This window comes from Pararhizobium qamdonense (assembly GCF_029277445.1).
Classification (GTDB): domain Bacteria; phylum Pseudomonadota; class Alphaproteobacteria; order Rhizobiales; family Rhizobiaceae; genus Pararhizobium; species Pararhizobium qamdonense.
In genome coordinates, this window is record NZ_CP119566.1 from 1,846,064 (window position 1) to 1,867,782 (window position 21,719).

20 protein-coding genes are annotated in these 21,719 nt (G+C 61.2%); 6 read left to right on the forward strand and 14 right to left on the reverse strand.

The features are described from left to right. The first annotated feature begins 62 nt into the window (after nucleotides 1-62). A complete protein-coding gene (locus tag PYR65_RS08925) occupies nucleotides 63-608 on the forward strand; it encodes an adenine phosphoribosyltransferase (protein ID WP_060638974.1) in 546 nt (181 codons plus the stop codon). A gap of 114 nt (nucleotides 609-722) precedes the next feature. On the opposite strand, the gene PYR65_RS08930 is transcribed toward PYR65_RS08925, so the two are convergent. The 4 genes from PYR65_RS08930 to ychF form a co-directional block, all read right to left on the reverse strand. Next, entirely contained in the window at nucleotides 723-1,190 is a 468-nt protein-coding gene (locus PYR65_RS08930) for a MaoC family dehydratase (protein WP_060638922.1), read from the reverse strand. Next, a complete protein-coding gene (locus PYR65_RS08935) occupies nucleotides 1,187-1,642 on the reverse strand; it encodes a MaoC family dehydratase (RefSeq protein ID WP_276120715.1) in 456 nt (151 codons plus the stop codon). The genes PYR65_RS08930 and PYR65_RS08935 overlap by 4 nt, the downstream gene beginning before the upstream one ends. Nucleotides 1,643-1,727: 85 nt before the next feature. Further along, entirely contained in the window at nucleotides 1,728-3,176 is a 1,449-nt protein-coding gene (locus PYR65_RS08940) for a hypothetical protein (RefSeq protein ID WP_276120716.1), read from the reverse strand. 178 nt (nucleotides 3,177-3,354) lie between these two features. Then, nucleotides 3,355-4,458 (reverse strand): redox-regulated ATPase YchF, encoded by a 1,104-nt coding sequence (ychF, locus tag PYR65_RS08945; protein ID WP_276121010.1) that lies wholly within the window; start codon nucleotides 4,456-4,458, stop codon nucleotides 3,355-3,357. Nucleotides 4,459-4,647: 189 nt separating this feature from the next. Between ychF and clpS the strand changes: the two genes are divergently transcribed. Further along, a complete protein-coding gene (clpS, locus tag PYR65_RS08950) occupies nucleotides 4,648-4,959 on the forward strand; it encodes an ATP-dependent Clp protease adapter ClpS (protein WP_060638925.1) in 312 nt (103 codons plus the stop codon). A gap of 37 nt (nucleotides 4,960-4,996) precedes the next feature. Here clpS and PYR65_RS08955 read toward each other — a convergent pair whose 3' ends face one another. The 5 genes from PYR65_RS08955 to PYR65_RS08975 form a co-directional block, all read right to left on the reverse strand. Continuing rightward, nucleotides 4,997-5,458 (reverse strand): GNAT family N-acetyltransferase, encoded by a 462-nt coding sequence (locus PYR65_RS08955; protein WP_276120717.1) that lies wholly within the window; start codon nucleotides 5,456-5,458, stop codon nucleotides 4,997-4,999. Nucleotides 5,459-5,462: 4 nt separating this feature from the next. Then, nucleotides 5,463-6,191, reverse strand: coding sequence for an aminoacyl-tRNA hydrolase (pth, locus tag PYR65_RS08960; protein ID WP_276120718.1), 729 nt, complete (start codon nucleotides 6,189-6,191; stop codon nucleotides 5,463-5,465). Nucleotides 6,192-6,308: 117 nt separating this feature from the next. Then, nucleotides 6,309-7,049, reverse strand: a complete 741-nt coding sequence (locus PYR65_RS08965; RefSeq protein WP_276120719.1) for a substrate-binding periplasmic protein — start codon at nucleotides 7,047-7,049, stop codon at nucleotides 6,309-6,311. A gap of 22 nt (nucleotides 7,050-7,071) precedes the next feature. Beyond that, complete coding sequence (locus PYR65_RS08970) at nucleotides 7,072-9,453, reverse strand: putative bifunctional diguanylate cyclase/phosphodiesterase (protein ID WP_276120720.1); 2,382 nt, start codon at nucleotides 9,451-9,453, stop codon at nucleotides 7,072-7,074. Between the two features lie 235 nt (nucleotides 9,454-9,688). Further along, nucleotides 9,689-10,300 carry a 50S ribosomal protein L25/general stress protein Ctc gene (locus tag PYR65_RS08975; RefSeq protein ID WP_276120721.1) on the reverse strand — a complete coding sequence of 204 codons (612 nt, stop codon included), beginning with the start codon at nucleotides 10,298-10,300 and terminating at the stop codon, nucleotides 9,689-9,691. A gap of 343 nt (nucleotides 10,301-10,643) precedes the next feature. Between PYR65_RS08975 and PYR65_RS08980 the strand changes: the two genes are divergently transcribed. After that, nucleotides 10,644-12,737, forward strand: coding sequence for a putative bifunctional diguanylate cyclase/phosphodiesterase (locus PYR65_RS08980; protein ID WP_276120722.1), 2,094 nt, complete (start codon nucleotides 10,644-10,646; stop codon nucleotides 12,735-12,737). A gap of 6 nt (nucleotides 12,738-12,743) precedes the next feature. Here the strand turns inward: PYR65_RS08980 and PYR65_RS08985 are convergent, their stop codons facing one another. Beyond that, the gene (locus PYR65_RS08985) at nucleotides 12,744-13,928 is read right to left on the reverse strand and encodes a benzoate/H(+) symporter BenE family transporter (RefSeq protein WP_276120723.1); all 1,185 of its coding nucleotides are present in this window, start codon (nucleotides 13,926-13,928) and stop codon (nucleotides 12,744-12,746) included. A 213-nt stretch (nucleotides 13,929-14,141) separates the two neighbouring features. On the opposite strand from PYR65_RS08985, the gene PYR65_RS08990 reads away from it, so the two are divergent. The 3 genes from PYR65_RS08990 to PYR65_RS09000 all read left to right on the forward strand — a co-directional run bounded on the left by PYR65_RS08990 (nucleotide 14,142) and on the right by PYR65_RS09000 (nucleotide 17,381). Beyond that, nucleotides 14,142-15,089 carry a helix-turn-helix domain-containing protein gene (locus PYR65_RS08990; RefSeq protein ID WP_276120724.1) on the forward strand — a complete coding sequence of 316 codons (948 nt, stop codon included), beginning with the start codon at nucleotides 14,142-14,144 and terminating at the stop codon, nucleotides 15,087-15,089. A gap of 179 nt (nucleotides 15,090-15,268) precedes the next feature. Next, nucleotides 15,269-16,777, forward strand: coding sequence for an aldehyde dehydrogenase (gene adh / locus PYR65_RS08995; protein ID WP_276120725.1), 1,509 nt, complete (start codon nucleotides 15,269-15,271; stop codon nucleotides 16,775-16,777). Nucleotides 16,778-16,994: 217 nt separating this feature from the next. Next, a complete protein-coding gene (locus PYR65_RS09000; protein WP_060638930.1) occupies nucleotides 16,995-17,381 on the forward strand; it encodes a DUF779 domain-containing protein in 387 nt (128 codons plus the stop codon). Nucleotides 17,382-17,428: 47 nt separating this feature from the next. On the opposite strand, the gene PYR65_RS09005 is transcribed toward PYR65_RS09000, so the two are convergent. From PYR65_RS09005 to pgeF, 4 genes are all read right to left on the reverse strand, one after another. Beyond that, complete coding sequence (locus tag PYR65_RS09005; RefSeq protein ID WP_060638931.1) at nucleotides 17,429-18,361, reverse strand: ribose-phosphate pyrophosphokinase; 933 nt, start codon at nucleotides 18,359-18,361, stop codon at nucleotides 17,429-17,431. A gap of 310 nt (nucleotides 18,362-18,671) precedes the next feature. After that, complete coding sequence (locus PYR65_RS09010) at nucleotides 18,672-19,550, reverse strand: hypothetical protein (RefSeq protein WP_276120726.1); 879 nt, start codon at nucleotides 19,548-19,550, stop codon at nucleotides 18,672-18,674. An 87-nt stretch (nucleotides 19,551-19,637) separates the two neighbouring features. Next, nucleotides 19,638-20,789 (reverse strand): M24 family metallopeptidase, encoded by a 1,152-nt coding sequence (locus PYR65_RS09015; RefSeq protein ID WP_276120727.1) that lies wholly within the window; start codon nucleotides 20,787-20,789, stop codon nucleotides 19,638-19,640. Nucleotide 20,790: 1 nt separating this feature from the next. Then, nucleotides 20,791-21,585, reverse strand: coding sequence for a peptidoglycan editing factor PgeF (pgeF, locus tag PYR65_RS09020; RefSeq protein ID WP_276121011.1), 795 nt, complete (start codon nucleotides 21,583-21,585; stop codon nucleotides 20,791-20,793). Between the last annotated feature and the right edge of the window lie 134 nt (nucleotides 21,586-21,719).

The window sequence follows — 21,719 nt, forward strand, 5'->3', positions numbered from 1 at the left end:
ATCCCGGCTTTAATGCTATGCCTTCGTCTCCCTGAGACGTCCGCAAAGGCATGCCTTCCATCATGAGCTCTTCTCTTCAGCAGGAACTGATCGATTCGATCCGCAACATCGCGGATTATCCGAAACCCGGCATCATGTTCCGCGATATCACCACGCTGCTGGGCAATCCGCGCGCCTTTCGCCGGGCCATCGACGAGCTCGTGCATCCCTTTGCCGGAACCAAGATCGACAAGGTCGCGGGCGTCGAGGCACGCGGCTTCATCATCGGTGGCGCCATGGCGCACCAGATGTCGGCCGGTTTCGTGCCGATCCGCAAGAAGGGCAAGCTGCCGCACGATACGGTGCGCATCGCCTACAGCCTGGAATACGGCGTCGATGAGATGGAAATGCATCGCGATGCCATCAAGCCCGGTGAAAAGGTCATTCTGGTCGATGACCTCATCGCCACCGGTGGCACAGCCGAAGGCGCGACCAAACTTTTGCAGCAGATGGGTGCCGATATCGTCGCCGCCTGCTTCATCATCGACCTGCCGGAACTGGGCGGCCGAAAGAAGATCGAGGCGCTGGGCGTCAAGGTGCTGACGCTGATCGAATTCGACGGCCACTGATAGCGCGGGATAAGTGCTCCTGGCAGGTGCTGCTCGCAATGGCTTCGGTCCTGCCCGAAGCCATCACCTCCCGCCTGCATCCGGTCTACCGCCTCAAGCCCTGATCAGGACAGATTAGGGAAACTCGATGACCTTGCTTTCGAACCGGATCACCGGCTGGCCGTCCTGGTTTTCGCCCTCGCACAGGATGGTGTTGATCCGCCATCCCGGCCGCGATTCCAGATCCTTTGCCGCAACGAAGGTGACGAAATAGGTGATCGTGTCGCCGGCAAAAACCGGGCGCAGCCAGCGCATGTCGCGAAAGCCGGGCGAGGGTCCGAGTTTTGGTGCGGTGATGCCTTCGGCGGCAAGCCGCTTGGCTTCCCCCAGCCAGTAGGGCACAAAACATTTCATCCAGCCGGCGCAGGTATGCCAGCCCGAAGCGCAAAGCCCGCCGAACAGCGATTGCTTCGCAAGCTCCGCATCGAGATGAAACGGCTGCGGATCGAATTTTCCAGCGAAACGGATGATGTCTTCGGCGGTGAAGGTCACCGTGCCGATGGTTTCCCGTGTTCCTTCAGGATGGAGTTCCGACAGTTTCATGCCGTCTCTCCCGCCTTTTGGCAGCGGATCATGTTGGCATAATCGCAGATCGCCACGGTCTCGCCGCGCTGGTTGGTGACGACGGCTCTAAACTTGACGATGCCGATTTCCGGTCGCGAGCGGGAAACCCGCGCCTCGATGACCGTGCAGCTGCCAGACAGCGTATCGCCGGCAAGCACCGCCTTCTTCCATTCCATGCTGTCGACACCGGGAGAACCTTCCGATGCCGTTTCGTGGATGTAGCTGTCGCAGAGTGCGCGCATCATCAGCGCGCTGGTGTGCCAGCCGGACGCCGCCAGCCCGCCGAGAATGCTCTCCTTGCCGCCCTCCTGCGACAGGTGCATCGGCTGCGGATCGAATTCGGACGCAAAGGCGATGACGTCATCGGCCTTGACCTCGACCGGTTTGAAGTCGAACCGTTTGCCGGCTGGAAAATCCTCGAAATGAAGCATGGTATAATGCCCTCCAACAGGCCCTTTCTAGCATCCGGGCCTGTTCTGGGAAATGGAAACGTCGATGTTTTGACGTGCGATCAGATCACGGCTGGAAGGGCAGGTCCTGGCCGTTGATCTTCACTTTCTTGTTTTCGTCGACGACGATATTCCACATGTCGCGGCCATCCTGTGCCTGTTTGGCAAAGCCCTTGACCATCAGCAGCATGAATGCGGCCTGGCCGAATTCCGGCACGGTGGCGGCATTGTCCTGCAAATATGAAATCGTCTTGCCGAAATCTTTGGCATAGAGCGTCAGGTCGGTGGTCTGGCGGCCCTGCTGGTCGGGATAGACGGTGGTGGTGCCCGACAGGCTGAAGTCGTAGACGGCGGAGCGGGCCGAGACCTCGTCATATTTGATCGTCATTGCGCCGCCGGGCAGGAAGATGCGGCCGGCTTCTGCCGACTGTTCGTCGGTCAGCGGCTTTTCGGCGTCGAAATTGGCACGGTCGATCAGATAAGTGATGCCGCTTGCCAGGTTGAGCTTTTCCAGCGAGATGCGGGTGGTCACGGTGTCCGGCAGCGCCGAGCTGAAGGCCAGCGGAACCAGGCCCGGCGGCAGCGACGGCTTGTCGATGGTGACGCCGAAGCCGACCTTCGCGTCGTCCTTGAGGCCGTTGGTGTCGATCGTGTAGCGCAGGGCTTCGGCGCCATAGGTGCCGGTCGGAGTGGCAACCTTCAGGTTGGCGACCTCGATCGATTCCAAAAGGTTCTCGAACATCGGCAGATTGGCGCGGACCAGAGACTTGAGACGCACCTGCTCGGTCGGCAGCAGCTTGTCCTTCTTCACATTGTCGAGGATGAAGAAGACGAGATCCTGCACCGGGCGATAGCTAAGACCGTTGAACGCGACATCCGCCGTCACGGTGTCGGCGGTTATATCGACCTTCATCTTGGCGGGATCGATGATCGTTTCGGTAAAGCCGTTCATCGCCATGTTGGAGCGGATGTCGATCGTGTCAGGCGTTGCCCGCGTCGCATTCATCGTCGATGTCATCGACCCGAACCGCGCTTCGACCGATTGCTGCGGTGTCTTCGACGTCATGAACAGGCCGTTTGCCGACATGTCTGCGGATTTGAAATAGAGCAGATCGGGATCGACAATGCCTTCGGCACGCATCGCATCGATCTTGTAGGTGAAATCGGCCTTTTCGGCTCCTGCGGTGAACTGCCCCTTCACATCGAGATCGGCGGACTGGGAAAAGTGCCAGAGACCGTCTTCCATCGGCCGGATCAGCGACAGGAAGGGTTTAAGGCCTGAAATGCTGAAGTTTTTTGGATCGACATCCTTGAGAAGAACTGTCGGGTCGAACGTCACCTCATAGTCGGCGGTGCCAGGGCGGACCTTGATCAGGCCGGACTTTGCCAGGTTTTCCGGCAGGTAGGAGGTGAATTTCTGCTCGAGTTCCTGCGCGCCCTGATGGCTGATATCCGCAGCCTGCGCCGATTGGGTGACGAGGGCGGTCGAAAGCAGAAGGGCAGGGATCAGGCGCATCGAAGACTCCTCAAGTGATTGCGAGGCAAACATATAGCCGATCGGCCGAAGGGCAAGCACCGTGGCGGCCGCAAATCGCCACAAACGCAAACGCCGCCCGTCACAGTGAACGAACGGCGTTGCCCGGTCTTTTATTCGGTGTGCTCTGTCAAATCTTTCAGACAGCCCAGCGACGTCCTTAGGTGTTGAAGCGGAAATGGATGACGTCGCCGTCCTGGACGACATATTCCTTGCCTTCGTCGCGCGCCTTGCCGGCTTCCTTGGCGCCGGTTTCGCCGTTGAAGGCGATGTAATCCTCATAGGCGATGGTGAAGGCGCGGATGAAGCCGCGTTCGAAATCCGTATGGATGACGCCGGCGGCGGCCGGTGCCTTGGTGCCGCGCGGAATGGTCCAGGCGCGTGTTTCCTTGGGGCCCACGGTGAAATAGGTGATGAGATCGAGCAGCTTGTAGCCGGCGCGGATCAGCTGGTCGAGGCCGGCTTCGTGCAGGCCGAGCGCCTCCAGGAATTCCTTGGCTTCCTCTTCCGGCAGCTGGGCGACTTCGGATTCGATCGCCGCCGAGATCACGACGGTTTCGGCGCCTTGCGCCTTGGCCATGTCTTCAACGGCCTTGGTATGGGCATTGCCGGACACGGCATCGGCTTCGGCGACGTTGCAGACATAGAGAACCGGATGAGCGGTGAGCAGATTGAGGCCCTGCAGCACCAGCTTTTCCTCCGCATCCAGCGTCGGCAGCAGAGTGCGCACCGGCTTGCCATCCTGGAGCAGCTTCAGGGCCGCGTCCATCACCGGCAGCAGGGCGACGGATTCCTTGTCCTTCGAGGCTGCGCGCTTGCGCGTCTGTTCGGTGCGGCGCTCCAGGCTTTCAAGGTCGGCGAGCATCAGCTCGGTCTCGATCGTTTCGGCATCGCCGACCGGGTTGATGCGGCCTTCGACATGGGTGATGTCGTCGTCTTCGAAGCAGCGCAGCACATGCACGGTCGCATCGACTTCGCGGATATTGGCCAGGAACTTGTTGCCGAGGCCTTCACCCTTCGATGCGCCACGCACGAGGCCGGCAATATCGACGAAGGAGATGCGGGTCGGGATCAGTTCCTTGGACTTGGCGATATCGGCCAGCTTGCGCATGCGCGGATCGGGTACGGCGACTTCGCCCGTGTTCGGCTCGATGGTGCAGAACGGATAGTTCGCGGCCTGCGCCTGCGCCGTCTTGGTCAGCGCGTTGAAGAGAGTGGACTTGCCGACATTCGGCAGTCCGACGATACCGCATTTGAAACCCATGGTCTTGAAACCTGTCCGATCGAATTCTGTTGCAGTGCCTTTTGCGGAAACTTCGGCCAAGGTCAAGCCTCAGTCCGGTTTTGCAGGCTTTATAGGGGAGATCGCGGCGCAGCGCATCTTGTTTGAGGGCGGCTTGCGATGCACAATGGGTCTTTCCTCCACTCCTGTGATCGAACGGGCGGATTTCCGATGGCGGACAACGATACCAGTCTCAAACCCAAAACCGTGACCAAGCCGAAGCTCGAAAGGCCGAAGCTCTACAAGGTCATTCTGATCAACGACGACTATACGCCGCGCGAATTCGTCATCATGGTTTTGAAGGCGGTGTTCCATATGAGCGAGGAGACCGGCTACCGGATGATGTTGACGGCCCACAAGATGGGCGTCTGCGTCATCGTCGTTTGTGCCCGGGATATTGCCGAGAGCAAGGCCAAGGAAGCCACCGATCTCGGCAAGGAGGCGGGCTTTCCGCTGATGTTCACCACGGAGCCTGAAGAATAGGGGGGCGGCCTTAGAGCCTCATTTATCGTACGAGGCTCTAAAGACCGGCTGGCCGTCTGATCTGAAAGCCGGTCTTGTCCTGCAAGAACCCGCATCCCCTGTAGAATGCCAGCGTCGCTGCGTCCTTCGAGCCGGACAGCAGCATGACCTTGTAACAGCCCTGTTGCCAGGCCGATGCGCACGCGTGACGGATGAGCGCCCCCGCATGGCCGCGCTTGCGGTAATCCGCGTGGGTGACGACATTTTCGATCAGCGCATAGGGCGCGCCGCCACGCGTCAGGTTCGGGATCACCACCAGCGTCACGGATGAGGTCAGGACGCCGTCCAGGAGGCCGATCAGCATGGTCATGCCGGGCTGGGCTGTGATTGCGGCAAAACGCTCGATGGCGATATCGGGCGCAATCTCCGGGTCATCCGCATTGAGATGGCGGTAGAGCGCCAGCAATGCCTGCAGATCGGCCGGTGCTGCCGGGCGGATGTCGAGGGCGCCTGCTTGCATCTGTCTACTCGTCCTTGTTGCCGAACAGCTTCTTCAGCATGTCGGCCATCGGGCCGGTCGCCGGCAGGATTTTCGGCTGGGCGTTGTTGCGGGCCTGGCGGATATGGGAGTTTCCCGCTGGTTTGGTGGAGGCCGGTTTCGCTGCTGCCGGTTCAGGGTCCGGCTTGCCGCCGGTGGCAAGCGTCAGCTTGTTCAAAAACTGCGAATCCTCCGCTTTCACCAGCATCTCCGCATTGTCGGCAAGCGCCTCCAGCAGCGGCTCCAGCCAAACCCTGTCGGCCTTGGAAAAGTCGCCGAGCACATGATTGTGAACCCTTTCCTTGGATCCCGGATGGCCGATGCCGAGGCGCAGGCGGCGGTATTCGCGGCCGCAATGGGCATCCAGCGACTTGATGCCGTTATGGCCGCCATGGCCGCCGCCGGTCTTGATCCGCGCCTTGCCCTCGATCAGATCGAGTTCGTCGTAGATCGCCAGAACATGCTTCGGCTCCAGCTTGAAAAAGCGCATGGCTTCGCCGACGGCCTCGCCCGACAGGTTCATGAAGGTCTGCGGCTTCATCAGCAGCACGCGTTCACCGCCGATCTCGCCCTCCGAGATCAGTGCCTTGAATTTCTTCGACCAGGGCGAGAAATTGTGGCGCCGCTGGATCGCATCGACGGCCATGAAGCCGATATTGTGGCGGTTGCCGGCATAGTCGGCGCCGGGATTACCAAGACCTGCGAAAATCAGCATGGACATATCTCTACAGTCGGACAGACCCGTCTTGCACCGCGTTGTCACGCGGATGTCAACCGTCTGGCTGAGGCATGCGCTGTTTTATGGGCGGGTTTCGCCCGTCGCCTTCTGATATCAGCGGTGCGAGCGAATTCCGTATTTGGCGAAGATCCGGTCCTGGGTGCCGTCGGCAATGAGCTTTTCCAGCTGCGTCTGCATGCCGTTTACCACGGTATCCGGCAGGGCAAGGTTGCAGGCAAAGCCGTAGAGCTTGCCCTCAAGCAGGAGGGCGGGTTCGACCGCCTTGCCCTCGTCGCGCATCGCCTCGAAGGTCTTTTCGGAGGTCACCATCAGATCGATACGGTCTGCGAGCAGCTTCCTGAGCGTCGTTTCGATATCGGTCGCCAGGTCGATCTTCGGAAAGGCATGGTTCTCGAGAAAAGTGCTGGAGAAATCGCCGCGCTGCGTTCCGATGGTGAAGCGCTTGGCCTCTTCGATACCGGCGGGATTGATGCCCGAGCCGATCTTGCGCAGCATGACCATGCGATCGACCAGCAGCGGCTCCACCCATTTGAAGCGCTTGTGCCGCTCCTCGTCATGCCCCGTCGTGAAGACGCAGGTCCAGGGCTGGCTTTCAGCCAGTGACAGCGCCCGCGCCCAGGGGAGGATGTCCAGCGCGTAGGGCGTGCCGAGCGCCTTCATGATCAGTTCGGCCTGCTCGACGGCGGCGCCGGTGATCACGCCGTCCCTGGTGAAATTATAGGGCGGGTATTCCTCGGTCAGCAAGGTCAGCACTTGTGCATTCGCCGCGCCGGCTGTGCAAGACAGAGCCGTGCCCGATAGAAGGAGAGCGAGTGCGAACGCGATGTGTTTCATGTCCGTTCTCCCGTCATGATCGTCATGCGAGGCTGGTGGCCTTTGCTTCCGATTCCATTTCCAGCATCAGCAGCATGTTCTCGATCGGCATCGGCCGGCTGAAGAGATAGCCTTGGCCATAGTCGAGGCCGAGCTTGCGCAGCAGTTCCCACTGCTCCTTGGTCTCGATGCCTTCGGCCACCACGGTGCAGCCCATCTGGTGGGAAATCGTCCGGATGCCCTTGATCAGCATGCGGCTCTTGCGGCGCACATCGGCCGTCCCGGTCGTCAGGGAGCGGGTGAAGGACTGATCGACCTTGACGATATCGACCGGGAACCGGTTGAGATAGCTCAGCGACGAATAGCCGGTGCCGAAATCGTCGAGCGCGATACGGCAGCCGAATTCGCTGAGCTGCTTCAGCACGGCATGCACATCGGGATTGTCGAGCATCAAGACTGCTTCGGTGATTTCGATGACGATGCGGGCGGGCGAGATATGATGCTTGAGCAGCAGCGCCGCCAGCTTGTGCGGCAAGGTCTCTTCGAACTGCAGCGGCGAGAAGTTGACGGCGAGATAGGTTGTCTCCGTTCCCTCCAGCTTCGTCAGGCGGGCGAGGTGGCTGATCGCCTTTTCCAGCACGCGCTCGCCGATGCGGGCGATCGAACCGGTTTCCTCGGCAATGCCGATAATCTTGGCAGGCGGCAATATGCCCTTTTCCGGGTGGTTCAAGCGCATCAGCGCCTCAAAGCCTGCAATGCGGCCATCGCTGAGGCTGACGATCGGCTGCAGATAGGCTTCGAACCAGTCTTCCTTGAGGCCGGCCTCGATATTCTGTTCCATTTCATGACGTTCGCGGGCGGTGTCGAGCATGCTGGTATCAAAGAGCAGCATGCCGTTCTTGCCGTCGCGCTTGCGCGCATACATGGCCATGTCGGATTTCAACAGCAGTTCCGCCGCGTTTGCGGCGTGATCCGGATAGAGCGCGATGCCGACGCTGGCGCTGACCGAAAGCTCGGCACCCTCGACCAGGATCGGCTGGCGCAGGCTGGCGCAGATGCGGTCGCCGATTTCGCTTGCCAGCGCCCCGACATCCTCGGCGCTGACCAGGATGGCAAATTCGTCGCCGCCGAGCCTCGACATCGTATCGCCGGGGCGCAGCGTGGTGCGGATACGGGCAACCACCTGGCGCAGCACTTCATCGCCGGCAGCATGGCCGAAATTGTCGTTGATCCATTTGAAACGGTCGAGATCGATGAACAGGCAGGCGAGCTGCACCATGGTCTCGTCGGCCTGATGGATGCCCTCGTCGAGGGCGGCTTCAAAACCCTGGCGGTTGAGAAGGCCGGTCAGGTGATCGGTGATCGCCTGCGCGTGGTTGCGGCTTTCGGCCTGCTTCAGTTCGGTCACGTCGGTCATGACGGAGAGGGACAGGCCGCCGCGCTCGCCGCTCGCCGCACTTTTCATCTCAAGGATAAGAACGGTCATGGTTTCGCCGTCCGCCCTGATGAACGGAACGGTGACTTCGCAGATATTGGCATGGTGGGTGTTGCCGTTGCGGCGGCGTGCCCGGTAGGTTTCGTGCCAATGCTCGTCGACAAAATCGGTAAAGACGCGGCCGATGACGTCGGCGCGGGCATAGCCGGTGGCGGTCAGCCAGTAGTCGCTGACGGCAGTCAGGCAATTGGCCGGATCCAGCGAAAACAGCATGGAAGGGGTGAGATTGTAGATGTCGGTGGCGCGGCTATGGGCAAGCTTCAGCTCGGTTTCCTCGCGCTCGAGCTTGCTCTGCATCTCGTTGAAATTATGGGCGAGCGTGCCCATCTCGTCGTCCGAGGTCCAATCGACATGATGGCGCGAGCCGAGCCGGCGCGTGGCCTCGATGGCTGCCGTCAGCCGCATCAGCGGCCGGATGACGGTCAGCCGGTTGCCGAGGATGGCCGCCGCAAAGACGATGGCGACGGCGACGATCAGTATGAAGAAGATGCTCAGCTCATCCTTGCTGAAACGCGACAAAAGGCCCGGCGTGGCGACCCAGAGTTCCAGAGTGCCGACGGATTTTTGGCCGTCCTGCGAATTATAGAGAATGTCCCTGGTCAGAACCGTGTGCGGCAGGCTGGCATCCACGGGACCTTTCGGCAGCGTGACGGAAATCGAGTGGGAACTGTCTTTGACCTTGACGGACATGATGGCGGCATCGCCGATCAGCGATTTTACAATCTGCTCGACACCATCCGTATCGAAATCCCACAGCGGCTTGGCAAGCGCCTGCGCACCGGCCTCCATGAGAACCTGCGTGTTCTGCAGGCTTTCACGCGCCACACGTTCCGACGACAGGGTCAAAAACAGCACGATCAAGGGCGCGATGAAGACAAGCATCGCACCGCAGACGATCGCAATAAAACGATTTTCAACAGAGTGCATCACGCGATGCCCCCGGTTGTGTCACCACTTTCAAGTCTCATTAGGATTCTCGTACACTGAAGCCGGGCAATCCCCCAGCGGACAACACATCACGAAAATCTTAAATGTTGTTGAAACCTTGAGACGAAAATAAGCGAGCGGAAGGACGCCCTTGGGCGGCCGCTAGTGCCTTTGGCAGCAAAAAGCCCGCTTCACCGGGTGAAGCGGGCTTGAAATCCAGGCCGTCAGGCCGGAATCCTTATTCGGAAGCGGGTGCTTCTTCTTCTTCTTCCGACGTCCCGCCAGCCGGCTGCGCGATCGTCGCAATCGTGAAGTCGCGGTCGGCGATAACCGGTGTCGCGTTTTCAGGCAGCGTGATGTTCGAGATGTGGATGCCGTCGCCGATCTTCAGGCCCGACAGGTCTGCCGTCAGGAACTCCGGAATGTCGTCGGCCGGAACAACCAGTTCGACTTCGTGACGAACGATGTTCAGAACGCCGCCGATCTTGATGCCCGGGGACTTTTCTTCGTTGACGAAGTGAACCGGAACTTCAACGGTAACGACGCTGCCCTTCGAAACGCGAAGGAAGTCGACATGCATGGTGAAGTCACGGACCGGATCCAGCTGGTAGTCCTTCGGCAGGACGCGGATCTTCTCGCCGCCAACGTCGATCGTGGCGATGGTGGTCATGAAACCACCGGCGTGAATCTTCTTGGTGACTTCCTTCGTGGAGAGGGCGATGGAAATCGGAGCCTGCTTGTCACCATAGATGACTGCAGGAATAAGACCGTTGCGGCGAAGTTCACGGGAGGACCCCTTACCAACCCGTTCGCGCGTTTCGGCCTTGAGCTCATAGGATGCGTGGCTCATGGTCTTAACCTTTCTGGTGTTTTTGGAGAGCTCATCCGGCAATTTACAAAGACAGGATGAACCGAGACGTTTGACCGTCTCATCCGCGTTTGCCTCCAAGGGTGTCTGCGCGGACGCGCGTCCATAACCGAGAACGCCCGCAATTGCAAGTAAAGCCGGGTTTTGCGGCACAAACGGAGAATTCGTTTGAAAACCCGCCCAAAGGTAGCATTGCAACTCGACCTGCACGCGGAGCGTGATACCCTACAGAACTTGATAACCGTCGAATCAATGAAAACACGCGATGTTAATCTCTTTTTATTCTTGCATGGCAGATTGCGCCCACGTTTAAATCAGGTGTTCCATGATCAAGGTCCTCTCCTGCATCGCCATTGACCATCATTACGGTCTGCTGGCGCTTGCAACTCTCGTCTGCATTCTCGGCTCTGTCTTGACCATGCGGCTGTTTGCCCGTGTCCGGCGCACGGTCGGCGTGCAGAAGCTGAACTGGCTGTTTCTGGGCGGAACCATTGGCGGCTCGACGATCTGGACGACACATTTCATCGCCATGCTGAGCTTCAGGCCCTCGCTGCCGCATGCTTACGAGCCGATCTTGACCCTGGTATCGCTGGGTGCTGCGATCGTCATCACGACATTGGGCTTTTCGGTCACGGCCATGCGCAAGACGGGTCCGGCCATCGAGCTGGGCGGCGCAATCGTCGGTGCCGGCATCGCCATCATGCATTACATGGGCATGATGGCCTATCAGATCGGCGGGCGGGTGGAATGGGATTTCACCTATTATGCCGCGTCCATTCTGCTGGGCGTCGGTTTCGGTGCCCTGGCCACCAGCCGGGTTGCGCGCCCGGTCACGCGGTTTTGCAAATATGGCGGCGCCATTGCGCTTATTCTTGCGATCGTCAGCATGCATTTCACCGGCATGGCGGCCATCACCATCATTCCCGATCCGATGATCCAGCCCTCGGCGGCTCTCATCCCCGACAATCTGCTGATCATCATGGTCATGGCGATGATGTGCCTGATGCTTGGCCTTGGCGCCTCGACCTATATTATCGACCTGCATTCCAGCCATCTGGCTGCCGAACGTTTCCGCCACCTGTCGCTGCACGATCCGCTGACGGCCCTGCCGAACCGGGTTGCCTTCGGCGAACATCTGGACGACATCATCCGGCGGCAGAAGGACGATACGGCCCGCGTTGCGGTGCTGTCCTTCGATCTGGACCGGTTCAAGGATGTCAACGACGTCCACGGGCATGCGGCCGGCGATGCGGTTTTGCGGACGATTTCCGGACGGATGGCCAAGGTTCTGGGGGACGGCGAATATGTCGCCCGCATCGGCGGCGACGAGTTCGTGGCGCTGACGTCCAATTTCTTCATGAAAAGCGATGCCAAGGCATTTGCCGCGCGGTTGGTTGCCGAGATCGGCAAGCCCGTCGAATGGCAAGGCACGACGCTTCTGGTCGGGACCAGCGTCGGCATCTCGCTGTTTCCCGTCAATGCCCGCACGCCGGAAGAGCTTTTGGCGCAGGCGGATCTTGCCATGTACCGCGCCAAGGCGGCCGGCTCGAACTCGATCCGGTTCTACGAGCCTTCGATGGACGATGCGGCCCGCAGCCGCAGCGTGCTGGCCATGGATATGCGCCAGGGGATCGAACGCAACGAATTCGAACTCTATTATCAATATCAGAATAACTCGCTGACGCGCGACGTCATCGGGTTCGAAGTGCTGTTGCGCTGGAAACATCCGGTGCGCGGCATGGTGCCGCCGATGGAGTTCATCCCAATCGCCGAGAAGAACGGCTTCATCCACGAACTCGGTGACTGGGTGATTTTGAATGCCTGCCGTCAGGCGGCGTCCTGGGATAATCCGATCAAGATCGCCGTTAATGTCGCACCCGCGCAGCTGGCCGATACGAATTTCCCCACCCGTGTCAGCGAAATCCTGAAGGAAACCGGGCTCGATGCTGGCCGTCTCGAACTGGAAATCACCGAATCCGGCATCATCGCCGACCAGCAGCATGCGCTTCACATCATCCGTCAGCTGAAGCTGCTCGGCGTCAAGATCGCCATGGACGACTATGGAACCGGCTATTCGTCGCTCTCGACCCTGCAGAACTTCCCGTTCGACAAGATCAAGATCGACCGCGCCTTCATCGATGGCGTCACCAGCAACCGGCAATCGGCTGCGATCGTCCGCTCGACCATCATTCTCGCTCAGAGCCTGGACATCCCGGTGCTGGCGGAAGGGGTGGAGAACGAGGAACATATGGATTTCCTGCGCAGCGAAGGCTGCCTGCAGGTGCAGGGATATCTGTTTGGAAAGCCGATGCCGCTGAGCGCCATCGATCATGTCGTCAACAATACGCCGCCGGTGCTTGCAGCCCCGGTGGCAGCGGATGATGACGCAGTGCGCGGCGGGCAGTCCGAAGCGGCCTGAGGCCTGTCAGCGTCTGCGTGATTTGGTGAAGCGGGCGAGAGCCAGCATCAGTCCCCCCGCCAGCAAACCCCAGAATGCGCCGGAGACGCCTGCGAAACTGACCCCGGATGCGGTGACCAGAAATGTCACGGCGGCGGCCTCGCGGCCGTCTGCCTCCTTGAAGGCGGCCATGGCCGATCCGGCAAAGGCGCTGATCAGGGCAAGGCCTGCGACGGCCTGGATCAGGACCGGCGGCGCAAGGCTGACAAAGGCCGTCACCGTCGCCGCCAGAAGTCCGAAGACGATATAACCGGCACCGGCAACGATTGCCGACCAGTAACGCCGGGCCGGATCGCGATGTGCGTCTTCGCCCGCGCACATGGCAGCGGTGATTGCTGCCAGATTGACGGCATGGCCGCCGAACGGCGCGCTCAGAACCGAAAAGAGGCCGGTCGCGGCAAAGAGCGGCCCCGGCTGCGGCTCGTAGCCGTTGACCTTCAACACGGCAATGCCCGGAATATTCTGGGAGGCCATGGTGACGATGAACAGCGGCAGGCCGATGCTGACGAGGCCCGCGACCGTAAACGCCGGCGTGACCCATTCGATATGCGGCACGAGCGTTGCCGAAAGCCGCGTCATCGCATCGGCCGGCATCTCGACCCCGAAGGCCAGAACCAGAATGAAAGCGAGAAGGGCGGCGGGCACGGCAAAGAGCCGGTTGATGCTGCCGACGACGGCCCAGGCGAGCACGATCGGCAGGCCGAACAGCGGATTGAACGCGATGGCCTTGACCGGCGCAAAGCACAGCCCGATCAGCACCCCCGCCAGCATCGCATTGGCGAGAGCCGCGGGGATTGCGGCAACGGCCCGGCCCAGCGGTTTCCACAGGCCGGCAACGACGATCAGTGCGCCGCAGATCAGGAAGCCGCCGACTGCCGTGTTGAAGCCGCCGGCAACAGTGCCGGAACTTGCGAGCAATGCACCGCCCGGCGTCGACCAGGCAATGGAGACCGGCATGCGCGTGGCAAGGCTGAGCACGATCGCGCACACGCCCATCGCCACCGACAGCGCCATCAGGCCAGATGCCGCCTGCGCCTCGCTTGCGCCAACGCCGGTCAGTCCGTGCAGCACGACGGCAAAGGAACTGGCAAAGCCGACAAACGCGGTAAGCAGGCCCATGAACAGGCTCTGAAGGGAGAAGTCACGTAACATTGCGCGGGGACCATGCTGGATGCGGGAATTTCGATCAGACGATTTGCCTATCATATCGTCATATTCGTGCAATAGCATGGACCTTGCACCGCCGGTCATCGGGTCCTGACGCGTCTTTGACCTTTGTTCAACTGGACGCCTGTCATCGAACCTTGATATTGCTGCCTTTGCATCTATGATGAGGTTTGCGTCTGCCCTCAGGGAGGAGAGCCGATGAAACATTCAGACCATGTTCAAGCCGTTGCGCATCACGTATCGGCAGCCGCCAGTTCGCCGGTTGCCGCGTCCTGGCGCCGTTGCCTGACCGTGCACGGGCTTTCGCCCGAGGATGCCCGCTCGCCGCTCAGACTATCGGAACAGGAGTTCCGGGCTGCGCGCGAAAAATCAGGGCATCTGATCGAGGAAGCGCAGGGCGAGCTGGACCGGCTGTTTTCGACTGTGGGCAAGGCTGGATGCTGCCTGCTCCTGACCGACGAAAACGGCATTGCACTGGAGCGCCGCGGCGCACCGGGAGACGACCACGATTTTCGCGGGCTTGGCCTCTGGTCGGGCACCGTGTGGAGCGAGGCCAGCGTCGGCACCAACGGCATCGGCACGGCGATCGCCGACGAGCGCGCCGTCGTGATCCAGCGCGACCAGCATTTTCTCAGCTGCAATACCGGGCTTTCCTGTGTGACCGCGCCGATCCGCGATCATCTCGGACGCGTCGCCGCCGCCATCGATATTTCCACCTGCCGCGACGATGCCGGGGAAATGGCGATGCTGCTGTTGTCGCAGGCCGTGCGCGATGCCGCAGCCCGCATCGAGGCCAACCTGTTCCACCGCGCCTTCAACGGCGCACGCATCCTTCTGGTACCGGCCGACGGCAAAAGCACGCCGGCGATGATCGCTGTCGACCGCGACGATCTTGTGCTGGGTGCGACCCGCGCAGCCCGGTTGAAGCTCAACCTCGACGACCGGCGCATTGCCAACGGCGTCCCGGCCGCCGATCTCCTCAACGAGACGGCGGTGGGGCAGGGCGAGGACCTTCTCGACGCCGAACGCGCCGCCCTTCGCCGCGTTCTGTCGCGGGCGCAGGGAAATGTGTCTCTGGCTGCCGATACGCTGGGGATCAGCCGGGCGACGCTATACCGGAAAATGAAGAAGCTCTCCGTCAATTGACGAGGATGTGTGCGGCGTGGCGCTGTTTGCCGCGCTGCAGCATGTTTGCTGCCATTCACCTGTCGCACATCTGAAACACTTGGCAGCCTGCGCGGGCAGGGTGGCTCTACGCGTTCCAGGCATTCTGGCGCACCTTCCTTGCCAGCAGATGTTGGAGTCTGTTCAGGAGGAGAAATCACATGTTGCATCAAAAGATTGTCGAGAACCCGTTCAAGCAGAAATATGGCAACTATATCGGTGGTGATTGGCGCGAACCCGTCAGCGGCCGCTATTTCGACAACACCACCCCGGTCACCGGCGGCGTGTTGTGCCAGATCGCCCGATCTGAGGCTGCCGATATCGAGCTGGCGCTGGATGCCGCCCATGCCGCCAAGGAAAAATGGGGCCGCACGTCCTCGACAGAGCGCGCCAATATCCTGATGAAGATCGCCCAGCGGATGGAAGACAATATCGAGCTTCTGGCCAAGGCCGAGACCTGGGACAACGGCAAGCCGCTGCGCGAAACCATGGCCGCCGACATGCCGCTCGCCATCGACCATTTCCGCTATTTCGCCTCCTGTGTCCGCGCCCAGGAAGGCACGATCGGCGAGATCGACCACGACACGGTCGCCTATCATTTCCATGAGCCGCTCGGCGTCGTCGGCCAGATCATTCCCTGGAATTTCCCGATCCTGATGGCCGCATGGAAGCTGGCTCCGGCACTGGCGGCTGGCAATTGCGTCATCCTGAAGCCCGCGGAACAGACGCCGGCATCGATCCTCGTGTGGATCGAACTGGTGGGCGACCTGTTGCCGCCTGGCGTGCTCAACATCGTCAACGGGTTTGGTCTCGAAGCCGGCAAACCGCTTGCCACCAACCCGCGCATCAACAAGGTGGCCTTCACCGGTGAAACCTCCACCGGCCGGCTGATCATGCAATATGCCAGCCAGAACCTCATCCCGGTCACGCTGGAACTCGGCGGCAAGTCGCCGAACATCTTCTTTGAAGACGTCATGCGCGAGGATGACGATTATCTCGACAAAGCGCTTGAAGGCTTTGCGATGTTCGCGCTGAACCAGGGCGAAGTCTGCACATGCCCCAGCCGCGCGCTGGTCCATGAGAAGATCTACGACCGCTTCATGGAAAAGGCGATCAAGCGCGTCGCCGCCATCAAGCAGGGCAATCCGCTGGATATGTCGACGATGATCGGCGCCCAGGCCTCCAGCGAACAGCTGGAAAAGATCATGTCCTATATGGATATCGGCCGTCAGGAAGGTGCCGAAGTTCTGATCGGCGGCGAGCGCAACACGCTGGACGGCGAGCTTTCCGGCGGCTTCTATGTCAAGCCGACGGTGTTCAAGGGCCATAACAAGATGCGGGTGTTCCAGGAAGAAATCTTCGGGCCGGTCGTGTCGGTGACGACCTTCAAGACCGACGAGGAAGCTTTGGAAATCGCCAACGACACGCTCTATGGCCTGGGGTCCGGCGTGTGGAGCCGCGATGCCAACCGCTGCTACAATTTCGGCCGCAACATCCAGGCCGGCCGCGTCTGGACCAATTGCTACCACGCCTATCCGGCCGGCGCTGCCTTCGGCGGCTACAAGCAATCCGGCATCGGCCGCGAAACCCACAAGATGATGCTCGACCACTACCAGCAGACCAAGAACATGCTGGTGAGCTACAGCCCGAAAGCGCTGGGCTTCTTTTGATGCCGCTTGACCTCCCCCTTGAGGGGGGAGGTCGCAGCGAAGCTGCGGGTGGGGGTGATCAATCGGCTCGCGCCGAACATTGCCCCCACGCATTATTTCTCCAAGGAAAGGAGATGGCTGCCGATGAAAGCGCCGCTCTGGATGACCGTATGCGCGGCCGGGTCACCCCACCCCGCCGCTTCGCGCCGACCCTCCCCCTCAAGGGGAGGGTAAGCGCATGACCGACACGATCAACGGCGAACCGCGGGTGCTGGCCACCGATGCAGCGCTCGCCTTCATCAAGGAAATCCAGCAGGATCATCCCGACGTGCTGTTTCATCAGTCCGGTGGCTGTTGCGACGGGTCGTCGCCGATGTGTTATCCGGCCGATGATTACATCGTCGGCGATAACGACATCAAGCTGGGGGAGATTGGCGGCGTGCCCGTCTATATCAGCGCCAGCCAGTTCGAGGTCTGGAAACATACCCAGCTGATCATCGACGTCGTGCCGGGAAGGGGCGGGATGTTCTCGCTCGATAATGGCCGCGAACGGCGGTTTCTCACCCGCTCAAAGCTGTTTGCCGGCGGTGAGGCCTGCGCCATTCCGATCGTCAAACGGGCATAGGGCGGTCCAAGCGTCTGGTCTGGCCGCCCATCAAGTTGATCAGCGGATCAATCGAACAGGCTGGAAACCGATTCTTCTTGGCTGGTGCGGTTGATCGCTTCGCCGATCAGGCTGGCGGTCGAGATGACGCGGATATTGTGGGCCGACTGAACCGCCGTGGTCGGCTGGATCGAGTCGGTGATCACCAGTTCCTTCAGCTTCGACGAGGTCACGCGGGCCACGGCACCGCCGGACAGGACGCCGTGGGTGATATAGGCCGTGACGCTGGTCGCGCCGTTCTTCAACAGGGCCTCGGCGGCATTGCAGAGCGTTCCGCCGGAATCGACGATATCGTCGATCAGCAGACAGTCCTTGCCGGTGACATCACCAATCACGTTCATGACTTCGGATTCACCGGCGCGCTCGCGGCGCTTGTCAACGATGGCGAGCTGGCAGTCGAGACGCTTGGCCAGCGCCCTTGCGCGGACCACGCCGCCGACGTCGGGCGAAACGACCATGACGTTTTCAAGATTGTAGTTTTCCTTGACGTCGCGCGACAGGATCGGCACGGCGTAGAGGTTGTCGGTCGGGATATCGAAGAAGCCCTGGATCTGACCGGCATGCAGGTCGAGCGTCAGGACGCGGTCGGCACCGGCCTCGGTGATCAGGTTGGCCACCAGCTTGGCCGAGATCGGCGTGCGCGGACCGGGTTTGCGGTCCTGGCGGGCATAGCCGAAATAGGGAATGACGGCCGTGATGCGGCGGGCTGAGGACCGGCGCATGGCGTCGATCATGATCAGCAGTTCCATCAGGTGGTCATTGGTCGGAAACGAGGTCGACTGGACGAGGAAGACATCCTCGCCGCGCACGTTTTCCTGTATTTCCACGAAAATTTCCTGGTCGGCAAACCGTCTGACGGTTGCTTTGCCCAGGGGCAGGTTGAGATAATTGCAGATCGCTTCGGCCAGGAGCCGGTTCGAGTTGCCTGCGAAAACCTTCATCGATGGTCCGCCTGTGCTGGCGCGGGTTTTTCGTCCGCGCAATTCCGTAAGCCAGCCGGGGTCTCGATCGTCCCAAGCTTATGCGCGCTTCATAACGTCCTTGACTTTGAATGCAAGAGCATTGCCGCGTTGCAGCGTAGTTTATCCTAAAAAGATTTGCCCAAACGTGTCGAACTGGGAACATTTCGCCTCGAAGCGCGGATTCTCCCACAGGCTGCAAGCCCAACCGGCGTCGCCAGCGCGCCGTTCCGGCGTCGCCAGCGCGCCGTTCCGGCGTCGCCAGCGCGCCGTTCCGGCGTCGCCAGCGCGCCTACCCGGCGTTGGCGTCGCGCCAGCTCATATATTCGTTGATAGTCTTTGTGGCGATCGACTGCATCGTCTGCGCTGGCACGACCGACCAGAGATTGGGGGCGGTCGCGTTCACCGTGTCCTGGCCCTGGATACGGTGCAGCCGGTTGCCGGAGCCGTCGAGCACATCCCAGACATAGACGACTGTTGTCTTGCCGCCATCGTTCAGCGCAGAGAAGTAACCTTTCAGGATATGCTGGCTGCTGGTGTCGGATGCGGCCTTGATCGTCAGGCCGTGCGAGCGCGCCTCGGCGCCCAGCTGTTTGGAGAGCGGGGTCACGACCTCGACCGGAGCGCCGATGATCGGCAGGAAGCGGATGGTGCCGGCGGTTGCCGCAGGGGCGATGGCCGCAGACTTCTGCGGCGGCTGTTCCTGCGGTTCCTGCTCCGTCGCCTGCTGTTCGCTTGGCTGTTCGCGGACGGCGGTATCCTGGTCATCGGTGTCTGCGGGCTCAATGGCCTGGCGGCGCGAGACCTGCCGTTCCTGGACCGGGATCTGGCCTTGCTGCAGGCGGTTGGCCTGCGCCTCCAGCGAACCCGCCGGGTCGGTATAATCGGTATCGCCCTGCGCCATCACCGTGCCGCTCGGGCCTTCCGAAAAGCTTTCCTGTTCAGGTGCACCGCGTTCTGGGGCTGCGAGCTGCGTGCTCTGGACGGGTGTCGAGGCCTGCGGCGCGACATCGACCGTCTGCATGGAATCGAGATCGGCCTGGTTGACCGGCGGCGATGTGAACGTGCCGGCGCCGACATCGACCTGCGGGGTCAGGTCATCCATGCTGTTGCAGCCCGTCAGGGCTGCAATCATTCCAAGGCTCGCAAAAAGCATGATCAGCTTGTGCATCGTCCTACCGTCCGGTTCTTCGATGACGGAATGCCTGAAGGCCCCCACCTCCTTTCCGCCGTTCACAAGGACGATAGATCAATTTTCCTAAGCAGAGATGAAGTCCAGCCCATAGCGCGACAACGCCTTTGGCGCGCCGTCCGTCGTCAGGTAGGTCTGGCCGAGCGTCATCGCCGTGCCGCTGTCAGAATCCATGATGATCATGTGGACGAACAGCGACATGTCAGGCGCGATCTCCTGGGGATTGCCCATGTGGAACATCTGGTGCTCCATCCAGGACGGCGAGAAGCGGGCGCCGAGCGAATAGCCGCAGGCGTTCAGCCGGTGCCGGGTCAGGCCGCGCTCGTCCATGATCTTGGAATGCACGTCGAACACGGTACCGAACGTATTGCCGGGGCGAAGGACCATTTCGATGGCCTGGATGGTGTCGCGGCAGGCGCTGTAGAGTTCGCGGTGGCGGTTGGTCGGCTCGCCGATCACGACCGTGCGCATCATCGCGGCATGATAGTGTGCGCTGACACCCGCCCATTCCAGCGTCAGCTGGTCCTGCGGGTCCAAAGTACGGCGGCCCGCCTTGTAGCGGCAGAGCAGCGCGTCGGCGCCGGAGCCGATGATGAATTCATTGGCCGGATAATCGCCGCCGCCGGCAAAAACCGCCCCTTGCATTGCGGCCAGAATGGCGGCTTCGCTGCCGCCGGCATGGATCAGCGGAATAGCCGCATCCAGCGCGTCGTCGGCTAGGCTTGCGGCCTGTTCGACATAGACGATCTCGGCGGCGCTCTTGACCAGGCGCAGGCGGCTGACGAGCAGCGAGGCGTCGACCAGTTCGCCGAAGCTCGTCAGCTGCTGGTCCAGCAACCGGGCAATGCGGCCGGTCATGCCATGGGTGTCATATTCGATGCCGATGCGCGCACCCAGCAGGTCGAGATCGCTGAGCAGGTTCTTCAGGTCCATCGTCGGATCGGCATTGACCCGGTCGACCCAGACCTCGACGCGCTCGATATTGGATGTATGCTTGGCCTGGCGCAGATCGGCCGAACGGGTAAGCAGGACCATCGAGCCGTCGGCCTTGACCACCAGCGTCTGGAAGAAGCAGTAGCCGAACGTGTCGTAGCCCGTCAGCCAGTACATGCTTTCCTGCGCAAACAGCAGCATGGCCGCAAGCTTCTCTTCCTTCATCTTGGCCGTCAGCCGTTCCAGCCGCGCCGAAAATTCGTCCTGCGTAAAATGCAGTGCCATGTCATGCCTCCCGTAAGGATATTGCAGAAATCTGCCGGCCATAATCCGGCTCGCTGCGATGGGTTGTCCGGCGGTAGGAGAAAAAGCGCTCCTCGTCCGCATAGGTGCAAAGGTCGAGATTTTCCGCCGTCACGCCCGCCTCCGTCAGCCGCCTGGTCGTCAGTCCCGGCAGGTCGAACATGGCGTGACCCGCGCGTGCAGACGGCGTGAAGAAGGCCGCGTAGCGTGCGTCTTTCTCGATAAACCGCTCGACGAATTCGGTGCCGACCTCGTAGTTGCGGCGGCTGATCGAGGGGCCGAGACTGGCCGTGATATGGTCGCGCCGCGCGCCAAGCGAGATCATCGCGTCAATCGTGCTTTCCAGCACGCCGGTCAGCGCGCCTTTCCAGCCGGCATGTGCCGCGCCGATCACGCCCGCTTGCGCATCGGCAAACAGGACGGGGCCGCAATCGGCCGACAGCACGCCGATGACGAGGCCGGGCGTGGCCGTCACCAGCGCGTCGGCCTCAGCGCGCGTGCCGTCATAGCCGGCATCGACGATGATGGCGTCGGGCGAATGGACCTGGTTGACGGTCGCCAGTTTTTGCGGCGCGGCACCGAACCAGGCGCTGACGCGGGCACGGTTCTCCTCGACGCGGGCACGGTCATCGCGTGATCCGAGCCCGACATTGAGGCCGCGATAGATGCCGTCCGAGACGCCGCCTTCACGGGTGAAATAACCGTGTTGGACGGCGTTTCCCGCGCGAGCGTTGAGAAGAGGGCTTTGCACAGGGGAGAGCAAGGCATCATCCTTCATCGGTTGTTTTGCCTTTTCGATATGCTGCAATGCGAGGGTTTTCCGGGCGGGCGGCTGTGGCAGCCCAGTGGCAGCTTATGAGTGATTTGGCCGGATGTTGGCCTTAAGGGCGGGTCCGTGTCAATCCACCGAAA

Coding starts and splice junctions, on each gene's coding strand:
- PYR65_RS08925 (WP_060638974.1), top strand. CDS start 63: ATGAGCTCTTCTCTTCAGCAGGAACTGATCGATTCGATCCGCAACATC.
- PYR65_RS08930 (WP_060638922.1), bottom strand. CDS start 1,190: ATGAAACTGTCGGAACTCCATCCTGAAGGAACACGGGAAACCATCGGC.
- PYR65_RS08935 (WP_276120715.1), bottom strand. CDS start 1,642: ATGCTTCATTTCGAGGATTTTCCAGCCGGCAAACGGTTCGACTTCAAA.
- PYR65_RS08940 (WP_276120716.1), bottom strand. CDS start 3,176: ATGCGCCTGATCCCTGCCCTTCTGCTTTCGACCGCCCTCGTCACCCAA.
- ychF (WP_276121010.1), bottom strand. CDS start 4,458: ATGGGTTTCAAATGCGGTATCGTCGGACTGCCGAATGTCGGCAAGTCC.
- clpS (WP_060638925.1), top strand. CDS start 4,648: ATGGCGGACAACGATACCAGTCTCAAACCCAAAACCGTGACCAAGCCG.
- PYR65_RS08955 (WP_276120717.1), bottom strand. CDS start 5,458: ATGCAAGCAGGCGCCCTCGACATCCGCCCGGCAGCACCGGCCGATCTG.
- pth (WP_276120718.1), bottom strand. CDS start 6,191: ATGCTGATTTTCGCAGGTCTTGGTAATCCCGGCGCCGACTATGCCGGC.
- PYR65_RS08965 (WP_276120719.1), bottom strand. CDS start 7,049: ATGAAACACATCGCGTTCGCACTCGCTCTCCTTCTATCGGGCACGGCT.
- PYR65_RS08975 (WP_276120721.1), bottom strand. CDS start 10,300: ATGAGCCACGCATCCTATGAGCTCAAGGCCGAAACGCGCGAACGGGTT.
- PYR65_RS08980 (WP_276120722.1), top strand. CDS start 10,644: ATGATCAAGGTCCTCTCCTGCATCGCCATTGACCATCATTACGGTCTG.
- PYR65_RS08985 (WP_276120723.1), bottom strand. CDS start 13,928: ATGTTACGTGACTTCTCCCTTCAGAGCCTGTTCATGGGCCTGCTTACC.
- PYR65_RS08990 (WP_276120724.1), top strand. CDS start 14,142: ATGAAACATTCAGACCATGTTCAAGCCGTTGCGCATCACGTATCGGCA.
- adh (WP_276120725.1), top strand. CDS start 15,269: ATGTTGCATCAAAAGATTGTCGAGAACCCGTTCAAGCAGAAATATGGC.
- PYR65_RS09000 (WP_060638930.1), top strand. CDS start 16,995: ATGACCGACACGATCAACGGCGAACCGCGGGTGCTGGCCACCGATGCA.
- PYR65_RS09005 (WP_060638931.1), bottom strand. CDS start 18,361: ATGAAGGTTTTCGCAGGCAACTCGAACCGGCTCCTGGCCGAAGCGATC.
- PYR65_RS09010 (WP_276120726.1), bottom strand. CDS start 19,550: ATGCACAAGCTGATCATGCTTTTTGCGAGCCTTGGAATGATTGCAGCC.
- PYR65_RS09015 (WP_276120727.1), bottom strand. CDS start 20,789: ATGGCACTGCATTTTACGCAGGACGAATTTTCGGCGCGGCTGGAACGG.
- pgeF (WP_276121011.1), bottom strand. CDS start 21,585: ATGAAGGATGATGCCTTGCTCTCCCCTGTGCAAAGCCCTCTTCTCAAC.